Raw genomic sequence first — 20,711 nt, 5'->3', positions numbered from 1 at the left:
CTCACTTTACTATCACCAATCTCAAAGACTAAGATGACTCTTGTTGCTATATTATCGTCATTTTATTGATAATCATCAGCACAACTCAGATCAGGACACCGCCATGGATCGTATTGAAGCCATGCGCACCTTCGTGACAGTGGTCAACGAAGGCAGCTTCACCCGAGCCGCTGACCGCCTGGACACCTCGCCACAACTGGTCAGCAAATACGTGTCTCAGTTGGAGACGCACCTGGGCGTTCGGTTGCTGAACCGCACCACGCGCAGGCTCCACCTGACCGAAGCAGGCAGGCAATATTACCCGCGGGCCCAGCAGGTGCTCAGTGATATTGATGATCTGGAAAACCAGCTCGGCGACCTGCAAACCGAGGCCCAGGGCCTGCTGCGCATCAGTGCCCCGGTTTCTTTCGCCATTCGCCACATGCCGGCCCTGCTGACCGAGTTCCAGCGAATGCACCCCGCCGTGGGTATTGATCTGCAACTCAATGACCGGAAGGTCGACATAGTCGAGGAAGGCTTCGACATCGCGCTGCGCATCGGCCGCCTGCAAAGCTCTTCCCTGATCGCCAAGCGGGTGGCGCCGGTGCGGCTGGTGCTGTGTGCCTCTCCAGCTTATCTGGCACGATACGGCACCCCCGGCAAACCGGAAGACCTCCGGGACCATCAGTACCTGCGCTACAGCTACATGGACCCGGATTCCAACCATCCCCCGCAGAAGTGGCTCCAGGACAACCGCAGTGACAACCTGCAGGGAATGGTCAGCAACAACGGCGACGTGCTTGTCGAGGCAGCCATTGCCGGGGCCGGGATTGCCCTGCAACCGACCTTTATCGCGGGCCCCGCCATTCAGGAAGGCAAGTTAATGATCGTCCTGCCGGAACATGAACCGGAGCCGCTGGGGCTATACGCCGTCTACGCTCACCGCCAGTTACTGGCAAGCAAGGTCCGCAGCTTCATCGACTTTATCGACGGTTATTTTGGTGATCCGCCCTACTGGGACAGGTTTGATTAGTCGTGCTCAGGCATACGGTCAACATCAATCCTTCAAAGCTCTCTGCTTCCATAGATAAAAGAGCACAGGAATCACCAGCAACGCCAGAATAACGGCAGATATCATTCCGCCAACCATCGGTGCCGCAATGCGCCCCATTACTTCCGAGCCGGTGCCGGTACCCACCATGATGGGCACCAGCCCCCCGATAATGGCTGCCGCGGTCATCATGATCGGCCTTACTCGCAAACCGGCACCGTGGAGCACCGAATGGCGAAGGGTTTCGCGCCTCGGAGTCAGGCCCTTCTCCTCGCAGGTTTCCAGCATGGCGGCATAGGACTGGTTCAGGTACACCAGCATGATCACGCCGATTTCCACGGCGACACCCGCCAGTGCAATGAACCCGACCCCTACAGCCACAGAGAAGTTGTAACCCAGCAGATACATCAGCCAGATGGCACCGATCATGGCAAAGGGCAGCGTACCCATGATGATCCCGACCTCCGCGAAACGCCGGAAGTTCAGGAACAGCAATATCACAATGATCGCCAGGGTTAGGGGCACCACATAGGTGAGCTTTTCCTTGGCTCGCAGCATGTACTCGTACTGCCCGGACCAGGTCACCGAATAGCCCGCGGGCAGGTCAAGCGATTCGTTCACGGTGGCCATGGCCTGTTCGACATAGCTACCGACATCAACCCCCTCAATATCGACAAAGGTCCAGCCGTTCAGCCGGGCGTTCTCACTCTTGATCGCCGGCGGACCGTCCTCCACACGGATATCAGCCACATCCGCCAGCGCAATCCGCTGGCCAGAGGCGGTCACAATCGGTAATTGCTCCAGCTTTTCCGGGGAATCCCGGTAATCCTCGGGGTAACGAAGATTCACGGGGTAACGCTCAAGCCCTTCGATAGTCCGGGAAACATTGATACCGCCAATTGCCGATGCCACCACCTGCTGAACATCTGCAATGTTCAGTCCGTAGCGTGCGGCGCGCTCGCGATCAATAGCGACCTTGATGTAGCGGCCCCCGGCGACCCGCTCGGAGTAAACCGACGCTGTGCCGGGTATGTCCACCATGATTTCCTCAAGGCGTTTGCCAATACCCTGAATGGTAGCCAGGTCCGGCCCCGCCACCTTGATGCCGACCGGCGTCTTGATCCCCGTTGCCAGCATATCGATGCGGGTGATGATCGGCATCACCCAGGCATTGGTCAGGCCGGGGAACCGAATCAGGTTGTTAAGCTCCTGCTTCAGTTTTTCCGTGGTCATGCCTTCCCGCCATTCGTCCCTTGGCTTGAGCTGGATAAAAGTCTCGATCATCGTCAACGGCGCCGGATCGGTTGCGGTATCGGCCCGGCCCACTTTACCAAAGACAGTTTCAACCTCGGGTACCGTGGCAATCAGCTTGTCCGTCTGCTGCAGCAGCTCCCGCGCCTTACCGATCGAGATGCCCGGATAGGTGGTGGGCATGTACATCAGATCGCCTTCATCCAGCGGCGGAATGAATTCACTGCCGATTCTGGTGGCAGGCCAGACACCAACAACCAGAGCCAGAACTGCCGCCAGCACAGTTGTTTTCGGGAAGCGAAGTACCAGCTTCAGAACCGGCATATAGGCACTGACCAGCAAACGGTTCACCGGATTCTTGTGCTCCGGCAGCACTTTGCCCCGGATGAAATATCCCATGAGCACCGGCACCAGGGTCACCGCCAGAGCGGCACTGGCTGCCATGGCATAGGTCTTGGTAAAGGCCAGGGGCGCAAACATCCGGCCTTCCTGTGCTTCCAGTGCGAAAACGGGCACAAAACTGACGGTAATGATCAGCAGGGAGAAAAACAGGGCAGGCCCGACCTCGGAAGCGGATCGGGTTACCACTTCCCACCGGTTTTCCGGCGTTAACGGCGTCCGCTCCATGTGTTTGTGCATGTTCTCGATCATAACAATGGCACCATCGATCATCGCCCCGATCGCAATGGCAATACCGCCCAGTGACATGATGTTGGCATTGATGCCCTGCCAGTGCATGACAATAAAGGCCGCCAGGATGCCCACCGGCAGGCTGAGAATCGCGACCAGCGAAGACCGCACGTGGAACAGGAAGACAATGCACACCAGACCCACCACCAGGAACTCTTCCAGCAGCTTGAAACCCAGGTTATTGACGGCCCGTTCGATCAGACCGGAGCGATCATAGACCGTTACCACCTCAACCCCCTCGGGCAGGCTGGATTTGAGGTCCTTTAGTTTGTCCTTGACGCCATTGATGGTCGCCTGGGCGTTCTCACCGAAGCGCATGACCACCACTCCGCCAACGGTCTCGCCCTCACCGTTCAGCTCAGCAACGCCGCGGCGCATCTGGGGGCCAACCTCAACAGTCGCCACGTCTTTCAGCAAAAGGGGCGTGCCATTGTCGTCCAGCCCCAGAGGGATCGAGAGCAGATCATCACGGGACTGGATGTAGCCTGAGGTGCGCACCATGTATTCCGCTTCAGCCATCTCGATCACGGACGCACCCACTTCCTGATTACCCCGTTTTATGGCGTTCTGGATATGGGCCAGCGGGATCCCCAGGGCGCGGAGTTTTTCCGGGCTGACCTTGACCTGATACTGTTTCACCATGCCGCCCAGGGCGGCCACCTCAGACACACCGGGCACCGTTTGCAGCTCGTATTTGAGGAACCAGTCCTGCAGACTGCGCAGTTCGCTCAGGTCGTGATTTCCGGTGCGATCCACCAGGGCATAGAGATACACCCAGCCCACGCCAGTGGCATCGGGCCCAAGCTGGGGACGAGCCGAGTCCGGCAGGCTGGGCGCCACCTGGGAGAGATACTCCAGCACCCGCGAGCGCGCCCAGTACATGTCGGTGTCTTCATCGAAGATCACGTAGACGTAGGAATCCCCGAAGAACGAGTATCCCCTGACCGTTTTCGCACCTGGTACCGAGAGCATGGCAGTGGTCATCGGGTAGGTCACCTGATCTTCCACCACCTGCGGGGCCTGCCCCGGAAAGCCGGTTTTGATAATAACCTGGACATCCGACAGATCCGGTAAGGCATCCACCGGCGTTTGTTTCAGGGAATACAGGCCGAGCCCCGTAATCAGCAACGTGGCCAGCAACACCAGGAAGCGGTTACCAACCGACCAGCGAATAATGGCTGCAATCATCACTCGCCTCCGCCATGATTCATGGTGCTGTGATCCATGGTGTCTTGCTCCACGCCATCCTGATTCATCGAGCTGTGGTTCATCGCGCCATGATTCATAGCACCGTGATCCATGCCTTCGTGATTCATGCCGCCGTTATCTCGGGTCTGAGGTGCCGACATACGCCGGAAATCAGAGCTTTTGCTGGATTCTGAATCGATCAGGAACTGGGCCGATGTGACGACAGTATCACCAGGCATCAGGCCATCGAGTATTTCCGCATACTTTTCCCCCACGCGCCCAACGCTGACGTTTACCGACTTGAAAGCTCCCTCCTCCAGGGCCAGAACGAGGCGATCACTCTGGCCGGTGCGGATAACCGACTCCCGGGGCACCAGAAACTGCCGTTTTCCCCGCTCGCCCTGGACCTCCAGCCGGGCAAACATGCCCGGCATCAGGGCACCATCCTCGTTATCAAACCGCATCCGGACCCGGGCCGTCCGGGTTTTGGGGTTCACTTCCGGATAGACGTAATCCACACTGCCACGCCACTCACGGCCGGGCATGTAATCCAGGGTCATCTGCACCCGGTTGCCTGCCTCCACAGCCGAAAGCTGGCTTTCAAACACTTCACCGATCAGCCAGACTTCATCGAGCGCAGCGATCGACAGAACCCGGTCTCCCGGTTTGATGAACATACCCTCGCGCACATTCAGGTTCTCAATCACACCCGAGCGGGGCGCGTAAACCGTCATCGTCCTCTGAATGTCCCGGCTCTGGCGTAACCGGCTGATCAGACTGGCCGGCACATTCAGCGCCGCCAGCCGCTCTGTAGCAGCCTCCACCAGTTTCTGGTTGCCACGGTTCATCGCCAACAGCAGCTCCTCCTGGGCATTCACCAGGGTGGGCGAATATAAGGTGTACAGCGGCTTGCCCTGTTCAACAGGCTCTCCCTCGGCTTTGACAAACAGCGTTTCAATCCAGCCATCAACCCGGGGATGAACGTGAACCATCTGGTCTTCATCGTAGGCCACATAGCCCACGGTGGTGATGTTATTGGGCAGCCGCCCCTGAATCACCGGCTCCGTGCGAACCCCCAGATTATTGACAACCGTCGGTGAGATACGGACCGTACCCGCCGTATCGTCTGCCGATCCGCCGTCGTCATACACCGGAATCAGATCCATACCCATGGGTGATTTTCCCGGTTTGTCACTTTTGAAATTGGGGTCCATGGGAGCGACCCAGTACAGCGGTTTTTTTGAATCGGAGCTGGTCTGTTCTGCAGAAGATAGCGCGTGGGTGTCCGTTGCAAACCAGTAGGTGGCCACCGCACCGGCGAGACCGCCGAGCAACACAAAGCCCAGAGGGCGAACCAAGTTAGCCATGATGATCAGTCCTGATAACGGGTCATTGAAAAGGTAGGGATCTCGGAAGATTCAGCCGTCAGGTAGCGGAAGTTCGCCATATTCCCGGCCCGCTCGGCTTTCATCTGAATCAGTTCAACCTGGGCATTGAGCTCGGCAATTCGCGCGCGCACTGCCTCGGCGAAGTCGCCGTCGTCGTTGTTGTAGGCCGTCAGTGCCGCACTTGCCTGCGCTTCCATTTGTGGCAGAAGGGTCTTTTCATACAGCGCTATGCGCTCATCCAGGCGCTGAATTCTGACAACGGCAGCCCTGGCTTTGGCGCGAAGCCCACGGAGCTGCAGGATACGCTCGGTTTTCGCCGCCTCCAGTCGAGCCACAGACGCGTTGAGTTTTCGGTCCTGACGGTTGCCGGTGAAAAGGGGCAGATCAAAGCCAATCCCCACGGAAAACAGATCGGCCCGGTCCTCGCCGTTCGGAGCCCGGTCCCGATATCCGTATTGGGCCGATATCGACCATTCCGGTTTGTAGGACTGGCGGGCCAGATCAACGTCAACACTCTGGGCTTCAATCAACTGATCGGTGGCGCGCACGGCAGGATGTCGGGGCAGTGAATCAGTAGCGGTTTCAGCCCAGGCAGAAGGGAGTTCTGCCAGCAGTTCGCGGGGGACATGGTCGGTGACGGCCAGCTGTGCCTGATTCAGGCCAATCCACTCGGCCAACGCTTCCCGATTCGATGCCTGTTGCACCTGCAGTGCTGTCAGCCGGTCCTCAAGCCTCGTCAGCTCCAGCGAAGCCCGGATAACATCCTGCTGCCTGGACCCCATGGAGGCAGAGGTGTAGCCCGCCTCAGCAACATCTTCCAATTGCTCAAACAAGCCTCTGTTGCTTTCAATCAACCGGATACTCTGCTCGGAGCGCCAGACCTCCAGCCAGAGCTGCGTTACCGTCTGTTCAACCTGTGCCCGACGATTCGCGCGCCGGAACGGCTGAACTGCGGCCATTTCCGCCTTCTTCGCGCTTGCCAGCTGACGGCTGTTGCCACGTGGAATTCGCTGGGTAAGACCGACGGTAGCCTGAGTCATGGCCTCCTGGCCCGTATCAAAAGTATCTGTGGGCAGATTCGCGGCGCCGAGGGTCATTCTCGGATCCGGCAGGGCGCCATCGGCAATCGACTCCTCCAGAAGGGCATCCTGAATCTGGACACTCTGGCGAAGCCAGGGATCCTCCTCAGTAGCAACATCAATGGCGTCAGATAACTCAAGCCTGGGCTCGGCGAAACCGGGCAGACCGGTAAGAATCAAAGCACCTAGAACAACGGGCTTTACGAGGTGGGAAAGAAAGGACAACGGGACATCTCCATTAATTGTTTTCCTCCCGCGATCTTATTTTATTTATCTGAAACCAAACTGAATAACTGAAAAAAAACTCAGAACTTGACTTTAATCAATAACGGGCAAATCAATTAAAAAATGTTTATTTAAACAGAATTATTATTTCAGGATAAATTCAGGATTCAATGTTTTCATAAACTCACCAACTAACCGGGAGGTGTATTTATGAAACGCATGATCGCTTTAATCGCAGCATTCACTATTTCCACATCCGTCTTTGCAGGCAACATGTCAAACGAAAAAGACATGAAGAGCGTGCATGGTAAAACCATAAATAGTTCATCGCTTGAAGACATACTTAAGAATCAAGACATGCAACGTCTGCACAGAGAAATGACACGCTACTCCATGTCAGAGTCGGGTTTTGAAGCTCGCAAAAAAATGATGAGCAAAGAAGGGCGTGCCTACCACGAGGCGCTGGAAGAAAAGCGAAAAAATACCGCAGGGTGACCCTGCGGCAAAACTTACTAGTGGAGACGCAAACTCTCTCTGGCTCGATTTCCTGAGCCAGCCAACACCGAGCTCAAGAGCAAGTACATCATAGAAAACTGAAACGTAACTGAATCATCAGATAACTTTAAACTACAGGATATTATTATGAATAAATCAGTCTTGGCAGTTTCAATCACCTTATTCTTTTCCACTATAGCGACGGCTAATACTGGCTTGGCAGACAGGATAAATGAAACTCGCAGTTACCCTGATATAACTGGAAGCAGACTTACCCATGACGCATCATCTGGTGGCAATAATCCGGATATGATAGGAGAAAAGATGAAAGGCATGATCAGTCCGGATATGAAAAAGATGATGACGATGATGTCGTCTATGTCCGAGCGTGAGTTGAATATGATGCATGAGGCTCACATACAGATGATCAGGGAACGGGCTAACGCGCGCCACTCCGATCACCACAGCCGGGATCAGTAAGCGGTATTATCAACGGCCTCAGAGATAGCACTCTGAGGCCGATCACCTATTTACTGTTGAGGCCCGAGCTTGATCACCCGCAGCCGCAGCGCATTCACAATCACGCTGACCGAGGACAGGGACATGGCCGCCGCTGCAAAGATCGGCGACAGCAGTATGCCGAAAAACGGATACAAGACCCCGGCCGCTATCGGAACGCCAGCGGAGTTGTAGATGAAGGCGAAGAACAGGTTCTGCCGGATATTGCGCATGGTCGCCATCGACAAATGGCGAGCTTCCACAATACCCATCAAGTCACCGCGAAGCAGGGTAATGCCAGCACTTTCAATAGCCACATCGGTGCCGGTGCCCATGGCGACACCCACATCCGCCGTGGCCAGCGCAGGCGCGTCGTTCACGCCGTCGCCCGCCATCACGACAACCCGACCTTCGTCCTTCAGGCGCTGAACAATCTTACCCTTGTCTTCCGGCAGCACTTCCGCTTCCACTTCGTCGATATGCAGCTTGCGGGCAACAGCCTCGGCTGACGTGCGGTTATCGCCGGTCAGCATGACTACCCGTATGCCGTCCTTCTGCAGGGCGGTGATGGCGGCTTCGGTGGTTTCCTTGACCGGATCGGCTATCGCGAGCAAGCCTGCGACGTTGCCGTCGACGGCCGCAAAAATCACCGTAGCGCCGTCTTTCCGGAGCTGGTCGGCCTCGCCGTCATATTTTCCGGTGTCGACATTCTCGGACTCCATCAGGAGTCGATTGCCGAGGAGTACCCGCTTGCCATCGATTCGACCGGTGACCCCTTTTCCGTTAGGCGAATCAAAGTCCTCTGCATCCGGGAGCTCCAGATCCATACCCTTGGCTTTATCGAGGATGGCGTGGGCCAATGGATGCTCGCTGCCCTTTTCCAGACCTCCGGCATAGCGCATCAGATCGTTGTCACTGAATCCGTTTGCCGCGACAAGTCGGGTAACCTGCGGCTTGCCCTCTGTCAGCGTACCGGTTTTATCCACCACCACGGTGTCTACCTTTTCCATGCGCTCCAGCGCTTCGGCATCCCGGATCAGCACACCACTCTGGGCACCGCGTCCAACCCCAACCATGATAGACATGGGTGTTGCCAGCCCGAGTGCGCATGGGCAGGCAATGATCAGAACGCTAACGGCAGCAATCAGGCCGAAGGCCATGGGCGGCGTGGGACCAAAAACAGACCATGCGATGAAGGCGATGATCGCAATCAAGATGACTGCCGGCACGAAGTAAGCGGCAACCTTGTCTGCAAGCCCCTGAATCGGCGCCCGGCTGCGTTGCGCACTGGCCACCATCTGAACGATCTGGGACAGCATGGTATCGCGGCCAACCTTGTCGGCGCGCATGATGAAACTGCCCTGCTGGTTAATACTGCCGCCGATCACCTGGTCGCTGGATTTCTTGCTGACGGCCAGAGGCTCCCCGGTCACCATGGACTCATCCACGTTGGAACTGCCTTCGAGCACTTCGCCGTCCAACGGCACCTTGTCGCCGGGGCGCACCCGCAGACGGTCACCAACCTTGACCTGATCCAGCGACACATCGGATTCGCTGCCATCGTCATCCAACTTCCTGGCTGTGGCAGGCGCCAGATCCAACAAAGCCTTGATGGCGCCGGAGGTTTTCTCCCGGGCCCGCAGTTCCAGCACCTGACCAAGCAATACCAGCACAACGATGACGGCCGCCGCCTCAAAATACACCGCCACCGAGCCGTCTTCCTGCCGAAAGGCACCCGGGAATATCTGTGGCGCTAACGTGGCCACCAGGCTGTAGATCAGCGCCACGCCGGTGCCAATGGCGATAAGAGTAAACATGTTCAGGTTATGGCTAACGACGGATTTCCAGCCCCGGACGAAGAAGGGCCAACCGCACCAGAGCACCACTGGCGTCGCCAGTACTAACTGAATCCAGTTGGACATCTGAGGTGCAACAATATGATCAAGCCCGGTCAGGTGCCCGCCCATTTCCAGGAGAAAGACCGGTAACGTCAGTACCAGGCCAATCCAGAAGCGGCGAGTCATGTCCCTGAGTTCTTCCGAAGGCCCGTCATCCAGGCTCACCTGCTCGGGCTCCAGGGCCATTCCACAGATGGGACAGTCCCCCGGCCCTTGCTGGCGAATCTCCGGATGCATGGGGCAGGTGTACATGGTGCCCGGCGCTACCGGATCTTGCTGCTTCTTTTCGTCACCGAGATACTGCTCCGGATTCTCCTCAAACCTGGTCTTGCAACGTGACGAGCAGAAATACCAGGTGTTGCCCCCGAGCCGGCTACGATGCTCTGCAGTATGCGGATCCACTGCCATACCGCAGACCGGGTCCTTGGCGGTATGCTCGCCAGCTTCTTTAGCAGTGTGATGATCGTGGTGATGGGCGTGATGATGCTCAGCCATTCCGATCTCCTCCTTTATCGGCGGGCCAGTCTGCAAATGCAATGAAATACAGCAGAACCAGATTGACGATAGGGATCAGTATCAGCACACCCATCCAGCCCGGATACCCCGTGCGCTGACAAATACGCCAAGCCGGAATGACGACCACAATGGCGATCACCAGCATCCAGAGCCAGTGGCCCGCCCACATCGTGTTCCCAAACATGTTGTCTTCCATCATGGTAATGGCCTCTCTTCCTGATTCTGGTTAATGGTGGTGATGCGCGTGAGTCTGTTCCTGTTTCGCTTGCGCAGATTCCGGTGATTTTTTCAGGAAGACCTGTTCGGACACTGCAATCACAAGCATTGTGACCACTGCCACACCAATGACGAACGGGTCCGTACTCAGCTTCACCCAGACAAAACCGCCCAGAGCCAAAAGATCCAACAAAATGGCGGTGGCCGGCACCCAGCGGTTGGCCTTGATGTCCTGCCGCAGATAGCGCAACACGCCCCAGTGAATGGCAATGTCCATGATCAGGTAAAACACGATACCCAACGCAGCTATTCGTGACAGATCAAAGAATGCAGTGAGGACCAGACCCAGAACCACGGTATATACCAAGGTGTGTTTCTGGATGCTGCCGGGCATACCAAAATGCCGGTGAGGGACCAGTTTCATTTCTGTCAGCATGGCCAACATGCGGGACACCGCAAAGACGCTGGCCAGAATCCCGCCCGCCGTGGCCATCATGGCAATGGCGACGGTAAACCAGACACCGTACTCGCCCAGGGCCGGGCGTGCGGCTGCAGCGAGCGAGTAATCCTGTGTTTCGATAATCTCGGCAAGAGACAGATTACTGGCTACGGCAAACCCGACCAGCGTATAGATCATCACGCAGGCAGCAATGGAAATAACGATGGCACGCCCCACATTCCTCTTCGGATCGATCACTTCCGAGCCGCTGTTGGTAATTGTAGTGAACCCCTTGAATGCCAGGATCCCCAATGCAGTTGCGCCGAGAAAGTTACCCGGGGTTCCGGCTTCACCGGGCTCTGAAAAATCCACCGAGATTGAGTCGGCAATCCAGACCCCGACCAGACCGAAGATCAGGATGCCACCGATTTTCAGTACGCCGATAAAGGACGCGACACCCTGAATCATCCGATTGCCCATCAGGTTGATCAGAAAAGCCACCAGAATGAGGCCAACGCCAAGAATGGACACCATGCGGCCACTGTCATCGCCACCAAACAATTGCATGGTGTAGGAGCCAAAGGTGCGAGCCAGGAAGCTCTGGGCAATCACCATCGAGAAATACATCAGGAGGGCGTTGAAGGCTGTCGGCAGCCGATTTCCGTAGGCCTTGTGCAAGTACATGCCAATACCGCCGGCGGAGGGGTAGGCATTGGAAATCTTGATGTAGGAATAGGCGCTGAAGCTCACAATCACTGCCGCAGCAAGAAAGGCCAGCGGGAAAAGCACGCCGGTCATCTGCGCCATCTGCCCGGTCAGTGCAAAAATACCGGCACCAATCATGACGCCGGTACCCAGCATGACCGTCCCGGGTAACGTGAGACTGCCTTCCTGATAGCGAGTGGTCCGGTCTTCCTCCCTGCTCATTGAACCTCCTGTTATTTTTTCATGGGTGGAATCTTGGAACAGCAGAACGGCTCATGCTTGGCATTTGCCCGCACGTTATCGTCGGTAAACCGGTACCAGGCCAGCTTGCGCCGGGCCCACCATCCGGATTTCAATCGGCCACCGTAGTCCTGGATGACTTCCAGTAGTTCATCGACGGTCCAGTGGCTTCCGTCGTAGGCCACCTGTAACAGGCCATTTTTCTTACGTTCCGCGAAATCAACACAAGGGTGGTGGTTAAGATCGTGAATGAGCTCCTCCCACCGGGTTTCTTCAAGCCCCTCGATAGCCACTTTCCGGCGCAACAAAAACTGCTCCTGATTGGTTGCTTTGTGTGCTTTGGTCATCAGTGACATCTCCCCTTCAGGTCGTTTCACCTCCCAGCAGAACACGTAAAACTGAACTCTTACTGAAAAAACAGCGGGCTTTAGCAAGATTTAAGTTGCATCAAATACCGCACTAAAAAGGCCGTGAGTTGTCCCATGGCCCATCAACATCAGAAAGCGATCCGGGCGCCGATCACGGCAAACCAGTCTTCCGTGCTTCCAGCAGCGGTCTCAGCCAGATCAGCGGTATCACCGTACTTCCGTTCATGCACCACACCGAAATAGGGTGAGACGGCGCGGTCAATAAAGTCATAGCTCAGCCGCAGGCCTGTTTCCGTAGAAACCAGTCCTTTGCCGATACCGATATCCTCGTCCTCGCTGAACGCCACGGTTGCATCCAGTGTTGCTGTCAGAATCCAGTGGTTGGTGAACAGCAGTTCGTACTCTGCATCCAGCGCGGCCGAGGTATCACCCTCTTTGCTTACATACAGGCTGGCATCGATCTCGAACCACTGCGGCGCCAGTCCAGTCACACCGAAAACAGCGTAGGTGCGGTCCGGGCCCTCCGGCGTATCGAAACGAACACCTGCTTTGGCATCAAAGAACCTGGAAACGGGGATCTGACCTACCAGCTGATGTTCCAGCGTTTCATAGGCCTGCTCCTCAATCTCGTATTCGCCCGCCGAGAGCAGCCGCACTTTGAAATCATCTGTACCGTAGAAGGCATCGGCGTTCCAGACGCCCAGTCCCTCATCGTCATCACTGTATCGGTATTCAAGTTCTTCAAACTGAATACCCCAGGTTGTCAGCGGTTGCTTGCGGCCAGAGGTATCTGCAATCATTGCCTGTGCCGCGGCCATCGCCGGCAATACAAGGAAGGCAAACAAACTGACGGCCCCAGAGAATCGCACCCCACTCATGCCTCACCTCCATCTTCAGCCATCGCCTCTGTTTTCGCCTGCTGCGAATCTGGGCCCCCCTCGACGATGACTTTTCGGAACATACCGGCAGCTGCGTGATAGGACAGATGGCAGTGGAATGCCCACTGGCCCGGTTCATCAACCTCCGTTTCCATATACACCGTGGTACCCGGGTTCACGTTAATGGTGTGTTTGATCGGGTTCCACTGACCGGCGCCCACGTCAAGAATCGACCACATGCCGTGCAGATGCATGGGGTGCGTCATCATGGTTTCATTGACGAACTTGAACCGGACGCGCTCCCCGTATTGGAGACGAATCGGATCAGCCTCTTCATACTTAACGCCATTAATGCTCCAGCTGTAACGTTCCATATTACCGGTCAGGCGGAGCTCGATTTCCCGGGTCGGTTCACGCTCCTCGTATAACGGATTCTGCGCCCTCAGATCGGCATAGGAGAGGAACTTACCGCCATTGGCCGCGGTCGGCACAAGGCCACTGCCTCTGGCGTAAAACGGATCATTTTGAGCCTGGTTATCCATCATCATGGAGCCGTGATCCATGCCAGACATGCCGGAGTGATCCATTCCCGACATCGACGAGTGGTCCATGCCGGCCATATCGTCCGAGCTGCCCATATCCATGTTTCCATGATCCATACCATGCATATTCCCCATATCCGCCATGGTCAGGCGGGCAGGTTCTCGCAGTGGCGGCACGGCCGCTTCCATTCCCTCTTCAGGAGCCAGTGTTGCCCGGGCGTATCCGGAACGCCCCATGGATTCGGCGAAGATGGTGTAGGCCTGTTCATCTCTCGGGCGCACGATCACGTCATAGGTTTCCGCGACGCCTATGCGGAATTCGTCCACCGTCACCGGTTGCACGTTATTGCCATCCGCCTGCACCACCGTCATATCCAGGCCCGGAGTCCGGACATCGAAATAGGTCATGGCGGAGGAATTGATGAACCGCAGCCGAATGCGTTCACCCGGCTCAAACAACCCCGTCCAGTTCTGCTCCGGGCCTTTGCCGTTAATCAGGCCCGTAAACCCCTGGAGATCCTCTACATCCGCTTTCATCATGCGCATATCACCCCAGGCCAGGCGATCCCGGACGGTGTTCCAGAACCCCTGTTCGGAGCTATCAGAGAAAAACTCACCAACGGTCTGCTGTTTACGGTTGTAGTAGTCCGGCATCATTTTCAGGTTGCGCATGATTCGGTCACCGGAATGCGGATGCTTGTCCGTTAGTTGGACCACGTATTCCCGGTCGTACCGGAAGGGTTCCCGGCCCTCAGGTTCGATCACGATCGCACCGTAGGCCCCATCCGGCTCCTGAAAGCCCGAGTGGCTGTGAAACCAGTAGGTCCCAGCCTGCTGAATGGGAAACTCGTAGGTAAAGGTCTCACCCGGTTTGATACCCGGGAAACTGATACCTGGCACGCCATCCTGTTGATAGGGCAGGATAAGCCCGTGCCAGTGGATGGATGTCATTTCATCAAGGTTATTCGTCACATTGATCCGGACAGTCTCACCTTCCTTGAATCTCAGTACCGGCCCGGGAGACTTGCCGTTGTAGCCGATGCCCTGCTTTACAAAATCACCGGTATCTATCTCTACGCGATCAACCGTCAGGTCGTACTCGCCAGCCAACGCCAGTGCGGGCATCAGCAGGCACAGCACTACTGCACCCAAGCGAATGTTCATGTGTTTTGCTCCAAACGCACTTTATCGGGGCTGACAGGAGGGTGTAGCGTCAGCCCATAACGTCATGGTTAAAGCCATCTACAGGCTTATTCGAAATTCACGTCACCGTACATGCCAGACTGGTAGTGCCCTGGTACGTTACATGCGAATTCGATATTGCCCTGATTGGCAAACGTCCAGACCACTTCCCGGCTCTGGCCCGGCTCCAGCAGGACGCTGTTGGGATCGTCATGTTTCATCGAGTGGCCGTTGCCCATGTCCATGTTCATCATGTCATGATTCAACTTGTTACCCTGGATCACGCCATGCTCGACCATCATTCTCATTTCTTTCTGGTGGGCTTCATGCATACCCGGAGTCCCGATGTTGAACTCGTGCACAAGATTGCCCTTGTTCTGCACCACAAACCGAACGGTTTCGCCCGGCTTCACACGGATTTCTTCGGGTTCGTAGTAGTTGTCGTGCATTTCAACCGTTATGGTCCGGCTGGCTTCTGAGGCTTTTCCCGGTTCGCCAATGGAAGCACCATGGCCGTGACCACCGCCATGGGTGCCAGCCGCAAACGCCGATACCGACATCGAAAAAGCCAGGCCGGCCACAATCAGGTTTGATGCATTCATCCGTTTGTCTCCTGTGGAATAATGGTTTTGAGAACACGGCTGATTCGTACCGAATCTTGAGCAATGTCCAGAATCAGTCGACACTTTCTCTCACCAACCTGAATTCTTTCTGAAAAACGGGCACTTTCTTGCGTTCAGGCACAATTCAGGTTGATCGACGACACTGGCGGCTGAAACAAGCACCGTTAAGGACGGATACATGCGTTTATTGCTCGTTGAAGACGACCGTTTGCTGGCCGAGGGGCTGGTCAGACAGCTGGAAAAAGCGGGGTTTAGCATCGACCACACGTCCAGTGCCCGTGAGGCTCAGATTCTGGGGGAGCAGGAGGATTATCGTGCCGTTGTTCTCGATCTCGGCCTGCCGGATGGCAACGGGCTGGAGGTTTTGAAACGATGGCGATCGAAGCTCGTCGAGTGCCCGGTATTGGTCCTCACCGCCAGAGGCGACTGGCAGGACAAGGTCAATGGACTGAAAGCAGGGGCGGATGACTATCTGGCCAAACCGTTCCAGACAGAAGAACTGATCGCCCGCATCAATGCACTCATACGCCGCAGCGAAGGACGAGTGCACTCCCAGGTTAAAGCCGGTGGCTTCGAACTGGACGAAAATCGCCAGAGCCTGCGGACAGAAGAAGGAGCAGAACACGCCCTGACGGGTACTGAGTTCCGCCTGCTACGATGCCTGATGAGCCGTCCGGGCCACATCTTTTCCAAGGAACAGCTCATGGAGCAGCTATACAACCTGGATGAGAGCCCCAGCGAAAACGTGATTGAGGCGTATATTCGGCGCTTGAGAAAGCTGGTCGGCAACGAAACGATCACCACACGCCGTGGCCAGGGATACATGTTCAATGCCCAACGTTAAAAGGCCAGCATCCGTCAAAGGCATGCTGCTGGTGTTATTGCTGCCCGCCGGCATCGCTCTGATGGGCGTAGCCTGGTTTGTCCACGGCCTGCTGCTGGATCGAATGTCCCGGGAATTCCTTGAAAGCCGCCTTAAAGACGAAGCTGCCTTTCTGGAGCACCAGATTCGCGAGGTCAGAGGTCAAGTCGAAACCCTGCAGACCGGTGATTACTTCCAGGACGTCTTCCATCATGCCTTCGCCATACGCACGCCCGATCGAACCATCATATCGCCAAAGGCCTGGGAACCCTTGCTGGCACCACTGATCAACCATGAGCAGAATGGCACGCTTCGTCTTGAAGGCCGTCAGGCGCCGGACAGTCCGTCCGATATCCTGGCATACCGTCACTCTTTTCAGGTGAACGGGTCACCGATCGTCGTGGTTGTATCCGAGGATCTGGAGGCCCTGAAACGCAGTCAGGCCGAGCTGCACGCCTGGACAGCCGTGGTGTCGGTGCTGTTGATCGCACTTCTGGTTGCCGTCATCTGGTTTGGCATCACGCTATCGCTGCGGCCGGTGGTGACACTGAAAGCGGCGTTAAAACGATTGCAGGATGGAGAGATTTCCCGGATCAATGCACCATCACCCGAAGAATTTCAACCGCTCGTGATGCAGTTAAACCAGTTGCTTGACTCCCTCGACAAGCGACTGGTGCGTTCCCGGGATGCGCTCGCAAATCTGTCACACAGTGTCAAAACGCCCATCGCAGCCGTCCGGCAGATACTGGAGGATATGGATCGCCCATTGCCTAGTGATCTAAGAATCCAAATGGCCGCCCGTCTCAGTGACATCGACAGACAATTGGAAGCGGAAATGCGCCGCAGTCGCTTTGCCGGGCCCCAGGTCGGGAAAAGCGCTTATCCCGTCAAACAGGCGCGGGATCTTTTGTGGATGCTGGGGCGGCTGTATCCGGAAAAATCCTTCGAACTATCAAGCTCACTGCCGGAAGACACCCGCTGGCCGATAGAGGAGCATGACTTGAATGAAGTGCTAGGCAACCTGCTCGATAATGCCGGCAAATGGTCATCGCGGTGCGTAGAACTCTCGCTGAAACAAGACAACAACAGCAGACAGATCGTTGTTTCTGATGATGGTCCTGGAGTCAATGGCGACGACTTGTCCAGTCTGGGTCAACGAGGGCTGCGACTTGACGAGCAGACCCCTGGCCACGGTCTGGGCCTCGCGATTGTCCGGGAGATCGTCGCTCGCTATGAGGGCAACATAAGCTTTTCGACGGGGCCCGGCAGCGGCTTGCGCGTAACCATCGAGTTTTAAGGGACACTCGCCTGTGTGCGGGTATTGGTCTGGAGCGGGCGATGGGAATCGAACCCACGTCGTAGGCTTGGGAAGCCTCTGCTCTACCATTGAGCTACGCCCGCCTGCATAATGATTGCCACAGCAATATAAGCCCGGGCCCTGCGTTCGGGCAAGCCCCTTTGGTCTGGAGTCTGATGGATCCCACACTTACCCTGATTGGCGCCTTGATGCTGGTGATCAGCATCGTTCTCAGCCCGCTTTCCAGCCGCGTTGGCATGCCCGTGCTGCTGATCTTCCTGGTCGTGGGCATGATGATGGGGGAAGACGGCCCGGGTGGTATCGAATTCGACAACTTCGAGCTGGCCTTCCTGATCGCCAATCTGGCGCTGGGTGTGATTCTGCTGGATGGCGGCATGCGTACCCGGGTGGAAACGTTCCGGGTGGGGCTGCGGCCGGCACTGGTACTGGCCACCCTTGGCGTTGGCCTGACCGCCGGTGGCGCCGCACTGGTTGCCTGGTGGGTGTTCGACCTGCACTGGCTGATGGCCTTGCTGGTCGGCGCCATTATTTCCTCCACCGATGCCGCCGCCGTCTTCTCGCTGCTCCAGGGCCGGGGCCTGCATCTGAACGAGCGGGTCAGCGCCACGCTGGAAATCGAATCCGGCAGTAACGACCCCATGGCCATTTTCCTGACTCTGCTGCTGGTTACCCTGATTGGCAGTTACGAAGAGGGGGCATTGGCCAAAGGCCTGATGATGCTGGTACAGCAGTTCGGCATCGGCACGGTGGCCGGCCTCCTTGGTGGCTTTGCCGTGGTTCAACTGGTCAACCGGATACGACTGACCCCGTCGCTTTACCCGCTGCTGGTAGCCGCTGCCGGCATCGCCGTGTTCTCCGCAACCAACGCCATCGGCGGCAGCGGCTTTCTGGCGATTTACCTCACCGGGGTGGTGATTGGTAACCGGCATGTTCGGATGATGCCGATGATTCTTCAGGTGCATGATGGCCTGGCCTGGCTGGCACAGCTTTGCCTGTTCCTGATGCTGGGCCTGCTGGTTAATCCATCGGATCTGGTGCCGCTGGCCGGTGGCGGTCTGATTCTGGCACTGGCGCTGATTTTCGTGATCCGGCCGGCCACCGTGCTACTCACGCTTTGGCCTTTCGCGTTCAATCGGCGGGAGCTGGGATTCATCAGCTGGGTGGGCCTGCGTGGCGCAGTGCCGATCGTGCTCGCCCTGTTTCCGATTATTGCAGACCTTCCGGATGCCCAACTGGTGTTCCATGCCGCCTTCTTTATTGTGCTGGTATCGCTGCTGGTACAGGGCACCACCATGGCACCATTGGCGCGCAAACTGAAACTGGAGGTGCCTGCAGGGGAAGATCCGTACCGCAGGCTACCTCTGGATGTGCCTGCCGCAGGTGATCACGAACTGATGCTGTTTCCGCTGCGCGGCAAGAATTGGGAAAGCCCCCGGGCCCTCGGCCAGCTCAGGCTACCCGACAATACCGCCGTTGCCGGTATCTTCCGGGATCGCAAATGCCTTCAACCGACCCGGGAACTGGAAGTTGCCTCAGGCGATGTGGTGGCCATGTTTGCCACGCCGGCCTTGCTGCCGGATCTTGGCAAGGCCCTCAGCGGCCGACAGGCGCCGAAGCATCTGGCAGAACGGGCATTCTTCGGGGATTTTGTGCTCAATGGCGATGCCCTGCTGGGGGATGTTGAACAGGTGTACGGCATCGAATTTGACGAGCTGCCGCCCGAACTCTCCCTGGCCGAGTGTTTTGCCAGGCGCACCAAGGGCCACCCGGTGGTTGGTGACAAGGTTGTGCTCGGGCCCGTTACCCTGGTCGCCAGGGCCACCGACGCTGACCGGGTGACCAAAGTAGGCATGAAAATGGATTCCTGAATGGGATCCTGGTCAAGAAAAGCCAAACTCTGTAACAGAACCCCTTATCACCCCGTTACCAGGCTATGGTATAAACAGCATGAACAAAGTTTAACCATTTACCAATTTGTGCGAGTTTCATGATTGTTCGAGTTCTACTGACCATCGCCCTGATTGCCTCTCCTCTGCTGGCGTCAGCCTCTGAGCTTCTGGCCCGGGCCGACACCCGCATGATGCCGAGCGCACCGGAACCGGCGTTAATGGAAGGCCTGCTGGAGATTACCCAGGTACTGGTCAACAAAGGAGAACGTCGCCTGTACCTGCTCAGCGGTGATGAACCCGTACGCCAGTACCGCATCTCCCTCGGTGACAATCCCGTCGGCCACAAGCTGTATGAGGGGGATGAACGCACACCCGAGGGTGACTATGTACTGGACTGGCGCAATGCCAGCAGCGACTTCTACAAATCCATCCACATTTCCTACCCCAGCCCCCGCGACCGGGAACTGGCAGAAGCCTGGGGTCTTGATCCCGGCGGCAGCATCATGATTCATGGCCTACCCAACAATGCCGGCGACATGGCCTTTGCCTACACCGGGCTGGACTGGACCAATGGCTGCATTGCAGTGAGCAACGAAGCCATGGATGAAATCTGGCAACTGGTCCAGAACGGAACCCCCATCCGCATCGTTCCGTGATTCTTTCTGCTTGGTGACAACGCCATGAAAGCCGGATTAAGTTGTTGTCATAAGCTAAGAAAATTTACGTATCCTTAGTTAACATTTTGTCTCTGAGTGTTTTACACTGTTTAACGACTCCGGTAGTCACTGCCTATCGGGCCTAGCAGAAGGGAGCTGTCTGACCGGCTTCCGGATCACAGGAAATAAAACGACCAATAAGGGGATTTACAATGCGTAAACTGACGATCGCCGGGTTTGCACTGGCTACTGCTCTGACTGCAGGTTGTGCCACTACTGAACAAGCTGCTATCGACGAAGCAAATGCAACTGCCAGCTCCGCTGAGCAGACTGCCAACAACGCCCTGAACACTGCTAACAGCGCCGCCAGCAGTGCACGCACTGCCCAGCAGACTGCTGAAGAAGCTCTGGCTGCAGCCCGTGCTGCCCAGAAAGCTGCTGACGAAGCAAACGAGCGCGCCAAGCGTATGCTCGAGCGTGCCAGCCAGAAGTAAGGCTGTCAGCTAGCAAAAAAGGCCGGTTAATCCGGCCTTTT

The 20,711-nt window shown here is 56.7% G+C and carries 18 protein-coding genes and 1 tRNA gene; 8 read left to right on the top strand and 11 right to left on the bottom strand.

Annotated elements, in window-relative coordinates:
• Nucleotides 1-103: 103 nt before the first annotated feature.
• The gene (locus C7436_RS13050; RefSeq protein WP_041654436.1) at nt 104-1,012 is read left to right on the top strand and encodes a LysR family transcriptional regulator; all 909 of its coding nucleotides are present in this window, start codon (nt 104-106) and stop codon (nt 1,010-1,012) included.
• Nucleotides 1,013-1,036: 24 nt separating this feature from the next.
• On the opposite strand, the gene C7436_RS13045 is transcribed toward C7436_RS13050, so the two are convergent.
• The 3 genes from C7436_RS13045 to C7436_RS13035 are packed head-to-tail and all read right to left on the bottom strand — an operon-like array spanning nt 1,037 to nt 6,851.
• Nucleotides 1,037-4,159, bottom strand: a complete 3,123-nt coding sequence (locus C7436_RS13045; RefSeq protein ID WP_121208082.1) for an efflux RND transporter permease subunit — start codon at nt 4,157-4,159, stop codon at nt 1,037-1,039.
• Nucleotides 4,159-5,526: an efflux RND transporter periplasmic adaptor subunit gene (locus C7436_RS13040; protein WP_114434386.1), complete on the bottom strand. Its 1,368-nt coding sequence runs from the start codon at nt 5,524-5,526 to the stop codon at nt 4,159-4,161. Before C7436_RS13040 ends, C7436_RS13045 begins: the two co-directional genes overlap by 1 nt.
• A 5-nt stretch (nt 5,527-5,531) precedes the next feature.
• Nucleotides 5,532-6,851 carry a TolC family protein gene (locus tag C7436_RS13035; RefSeq protein WP_014420111.1) on the bottom strand — a complete coding sequence of 440 codons (1,320 nt, stop codon included), beginning with the start codon at nt 6,849-6,851 and terminating at the stop codon, nt 5,532-5,534.
• A gap of 210 nt (nt 6,852-7,061) precedes the next feature.
• Between C7436_RS13035 and C7436_RS13030 the strand changes: the two genes are divergently transcribed.
• Nucleotides 7,062-7,346 (top strand): hypothetical protein, encoded by a 285-nt coding sequence (locus tag C7436_RS13030; protein ID WP_121208081.1) that lies wholly within the window; start codon nt 7,062-7,064, stop codon nt 7,344-7,346.
• A gap of 147 nt (nt 7,347-7,493) precedes the next feature.
• Nucleotides 7,494-7,826, top strand: coding sequence for a hypothetical protein (locus C7436_RS13025; RefSeq protein WP_011783712.1), 333 nt, complete (start codon nt 7,494-7,496; stop codon nt 7,824-7,826).
• A gap of 50 nt (nt 7,827-7,876) precedes the next feature.
• Here the strand turns inward: C7436_RS13025 and C7436_RS13020 are convergent, their stop codons facing one another.
• The 7 genes from C7436_RS13020 to C7436_RS12990 form a co-directional block, all read right to left on the bottom strand.
• Nucleotides 7,877-10,237 (bottom strand): heavy metal translocating P-type ATPase, encoded by a 2,361-nt coding sequence (locus C7436_RS13020; RefSeq protein ID WP_121208080.1) that lies wholly within the window; start codon nt 10,235-10,237, stop codon nt 7,877-7,879.
• Entirely contained in the window at nt 10,230-10,457 is a 228-nt protein-coding gene (locus tag C7436_RS13015) for a DUF805 domain-containing protein (RefSeq protein WP_011783710.1), read from the bottom strand. The genes C7436_RS13020 and C7436_RS13015 overlap by 8 nt, the downstream gene beginning before the upstream one ends.
• 27 nt (nt 10,458-10,484) lie before the next feature.
• Nucleotides 10,485-11,840 (bottom strand): APC family permease, encoded by a 1,356-nt coding sequence (locus C7436_RS13010; protein WP_014420106.1) that lies wholly within the window; start codon nt 11,838-11,840, stop codon nt 10,485-10,487.
• 11 nt (nt 11,841-11,851) lie between these two features.
• Nucleotides 11,852-12,205 (bottom strand): hypothetical protein, encoded by a 354-nt coding sequence (locus C7436_RS13005; RefSeq protein ID WP_011783708.1) that lies wholly within the window; start codon nt 12,203-12,205, stop codon nt 11,852-11,854.
• 149 nt (nt 12,206-12,354) lie between these two features.
• Complete coding sequence (locus C7436_RS13000; RefSeq protein ID WP_121208079.1) at nt 12,355-13,104, bottom strand: copper resistance protein B; 750 nt, start codon at nt 13,102-13,104, stop codon at nt 12,355-12,357.
• On the bottom strand, nt 13,101-14,810 hold the full coding sequence (locus C7436_RS12995) for a copper resistance system multicopper oxidase (protein ID WP_121208078.1): 1,710 nt from the start codon (nt 14,808-14,810) through the stop codon (nt 13,101-13,103). The genes C7436_RS13000 and C7436_RS12995 overlap by 4 nt, the downstream gene beginning before the upstream one ends.
• Before the next feature lie 86 nt (nt 14,811-14,896).
• Nucleotides 14,897-15,430: a cupredoxin domain-containing protein gene (locus C7436_RS12990; RefSeq protein WP_011783705.1), complete on the bottom strand. Its 534-nt coding sequence runs from the start codon at nt 15,428-15,430 to the stop codon at nt 14,897-14,899.
• A gap of 199 nt (nt 15,431-15,629) precedes the next feature.
• On the opposite strand from C7436_RS12990, the gene C7436_RS12985 reads away from it, so the two are divergent.
• Both C7436_RS12985 and C7436_RS12980 read left to right on the top strand, forming a co-directional pair.
• Nucleotides 15,630-16,295 carry a response regulator transcription factor gene (locus C7436_RS12985; RefSeq protein ID WP_121208077.1) on the top strand — a complete coding sequence of 222 codons (666 nt, stop codon included), beginning with the start codon at nt 15,630-15,632 and terminating at the stop codon, nt 16,293-16,295.
• Nucleotides 16,282-17,610, top strand: coding sequence for an ATP-binding protein (locus C7436_RS12980; RefSeq protein WP_011783703.1), 1,329 nt, complete (start codon nt 16,282-16,284; stop codon nt 17,608-17,610). The genes C7436_RS12985 and C7436_RS12980 overlap by 14 nt, the downstream gene beginning before the upstream one ends.
• Nucleotides 17,611-17,640: 30 nt before the next feature.
• Here C7436_RS12980 and C7436_RS12975 read toward each other — a convergent pair.
• Nucleotides 17,641-17,714, bottom strand: a tRNA-Gly gene (locus C7436_RS12975).
• A 72-nt stretch (nt 17,715-17,786) separates the two neighbouring features.
• Between C7436_RS12975 and C7436_RS12970 the strand changes: the two genes are divergently transcribed.
• The 3 genes from C7436_RS12970 to C7436_RS12960 all read left to right on the top strand — a co-directional run bounded on the left by C7436_RS12970 (nt 17,787) and on the right by C7436_RS12960 (nt 20,670).
• Nucleotides 17,787-19,499 carry a potassium/proton antiporter gene (locus tag C7436_RS12970; RefSeq protein WP_011783702.1) on the top strand — a complete coding sequence of 571 codons (1,713 nt, stop codon included), beginning with the start codon at nt 17,787-17,789 and terminating at the stop codon, nt 19,497-19,499.
• Nucleotides 19,500-19,618: 119 nt separating this feature from the next.
• Complete coding sequence (locus C7436_RS12965; protein ID WP_011783701.1) at nt 19,619-20,176, top strand: L,D-transpeptidase family protein; 558 nt, start codon at nt 19,619-19,621, stop codon at nt 20,174-20,176.
• Between the two features lie 212 nt (nt 20,177-20,388).
• The gene (locus C7436_RS12960; RefSeq protein WP_011783700.1) at nt 20,389-20,670 is read left to right on the top strand and encodes an Lpp/OprI family alanine-zipper lipoprotein; all 282 of its coding nucleotides are present in this window, start codon (nt 20,389-20,391) and stop codon (nt 20,668-20,670) included.
• Nucleotides 20,671-20,711 lie beyond the last annotated feature (41 nt).

It is taken from the genome of Marinobacter nauticus (assembly GCF_003634635.1).
In the GTDB taxonomy this organism is placed as follows: Bacteria; Pseudomonadota; Gammaproteobacteria; order Pseudomonadales; family Oleiphilaceae; genus Marinobacter; species Marinobacter nauticus.
Note: the sequence above shows the minus strand (reverse complement) of the source record. Positions and strands in the feature narration are given on the sequence as shown.

Coding starts and splice junctions, on each gene's coding strand:
- C7436_RS13050 (WP_041654436.1), top strand. CDS start 104: ATGGATCGTATTGAAGCCATGCGCACCTTCGTGACAGTGGTCAACGAA.
- C7436_RS13045 (WP_121208082.1), bottom strand. CDS start 4,159: ATGATTGCAGCCATTATTCGCTGGTCGGTTGGTAACCGCTTCCTGGTG.
- C7436_RS13040 (WP_114434386.1), bottom strand. CDS start 5,526: ATGGCTAACTTGGTTCGCCCTCTGGGCTTTGTGTTGCTCGGCGGTCTC.
- C7436_RS13030 (WP_121208081.1), top strand. CDS start 7,062: ATGAAACGCATGATCGCTTTAATCGCAGCATTCACTATTTCCACATCC.
- C7436_RS13025 (WP_011783712.1), top strand. CDS start 7,494: ATGAATAAATCAGTCTTGGCAGTTTCAATCACCTTATTCTTTTCCACT.
- C7436_RS13020 (WP_121208080.1), bottom strand. CDS start 10,237: ATGGCTGAGCATCATCACGCCCATCACCACGATCATCACACTGCTAAA.
- C7436_RS13015 (WP_011783710.1), bottom strand. CDS start 10,457: ATGATGGAAGACAACATGTTTGGGAACACGATGTGGGCGGGCCACTGG.
- C7436_RS13010 (WP_014420106.1), bottom strand. CDS start 11,840: ATGAGCAGGGAGGAAGACCGGACCACTCGCTATCAGGAAGGCAGTCTC.
- C7436_RS13005 (WP_011783708.1), bottom strand. CDS start 12,205: ATGACCAAAGCACACAAAGCAACCAATCAGGAGCAGTTTTTGTTGCGC.
- C7436_RS13000 (WP_121208079.1), bottom strand. CDS start 13,104: ATGAGTGGGGTGCGATTCTCTGGGGCCGTCAGTTTGTTTGCCTTCCTT.
- C7436_RS12995 (WP_121208078.1), bottom strand. CDS start 14,810: ATGAACATTCGCTTGGGTGCAGTAGTGCTGTGCCTGCTGATGCCCGCA.
- C7436_RS12990 (WP_011783705.1), bottom strand. CDS start 15,430: ATGAATGCATCAAACCTGATTGTGGCCGGCCTGGCTTTTTCGATGTCG.
- C7436_RS12985 (WP_121208077.1), top strand. CDS start 15,630: ATGCGTTTATTGCTCGTTGAAGACGACCGTTTGCTGGCCGAGGGGCTG.
- C7436_RS12980 (WP_011783703.1), top strand. CDS start 16,282: ATGCCCAACGTTAAAAGGCCAGCATCCGTCAAAGGCATGCTGCTGGTG.
- C7436_RS12970 (WP_011783702.1), top strand. CDS start 17,787: ATGGATCCCACACTTACCCTGATTGGCGCCTTGATGCTGGTGATCAGC.
- C7436_RS12965 (WP_011783701.1), top strand. CDS start 19,619: ATGATTGTTCGAGTTCTACTGACCATCGCCCTGATTGCCTCTCCTCTG.
- C7436_RS12960 (WP_011783700.1), top strand. CDS start 20,389: ATGCGTAAACTGACGATCGCCGGGTTTGCACTGGCTACTGCTCTGACT.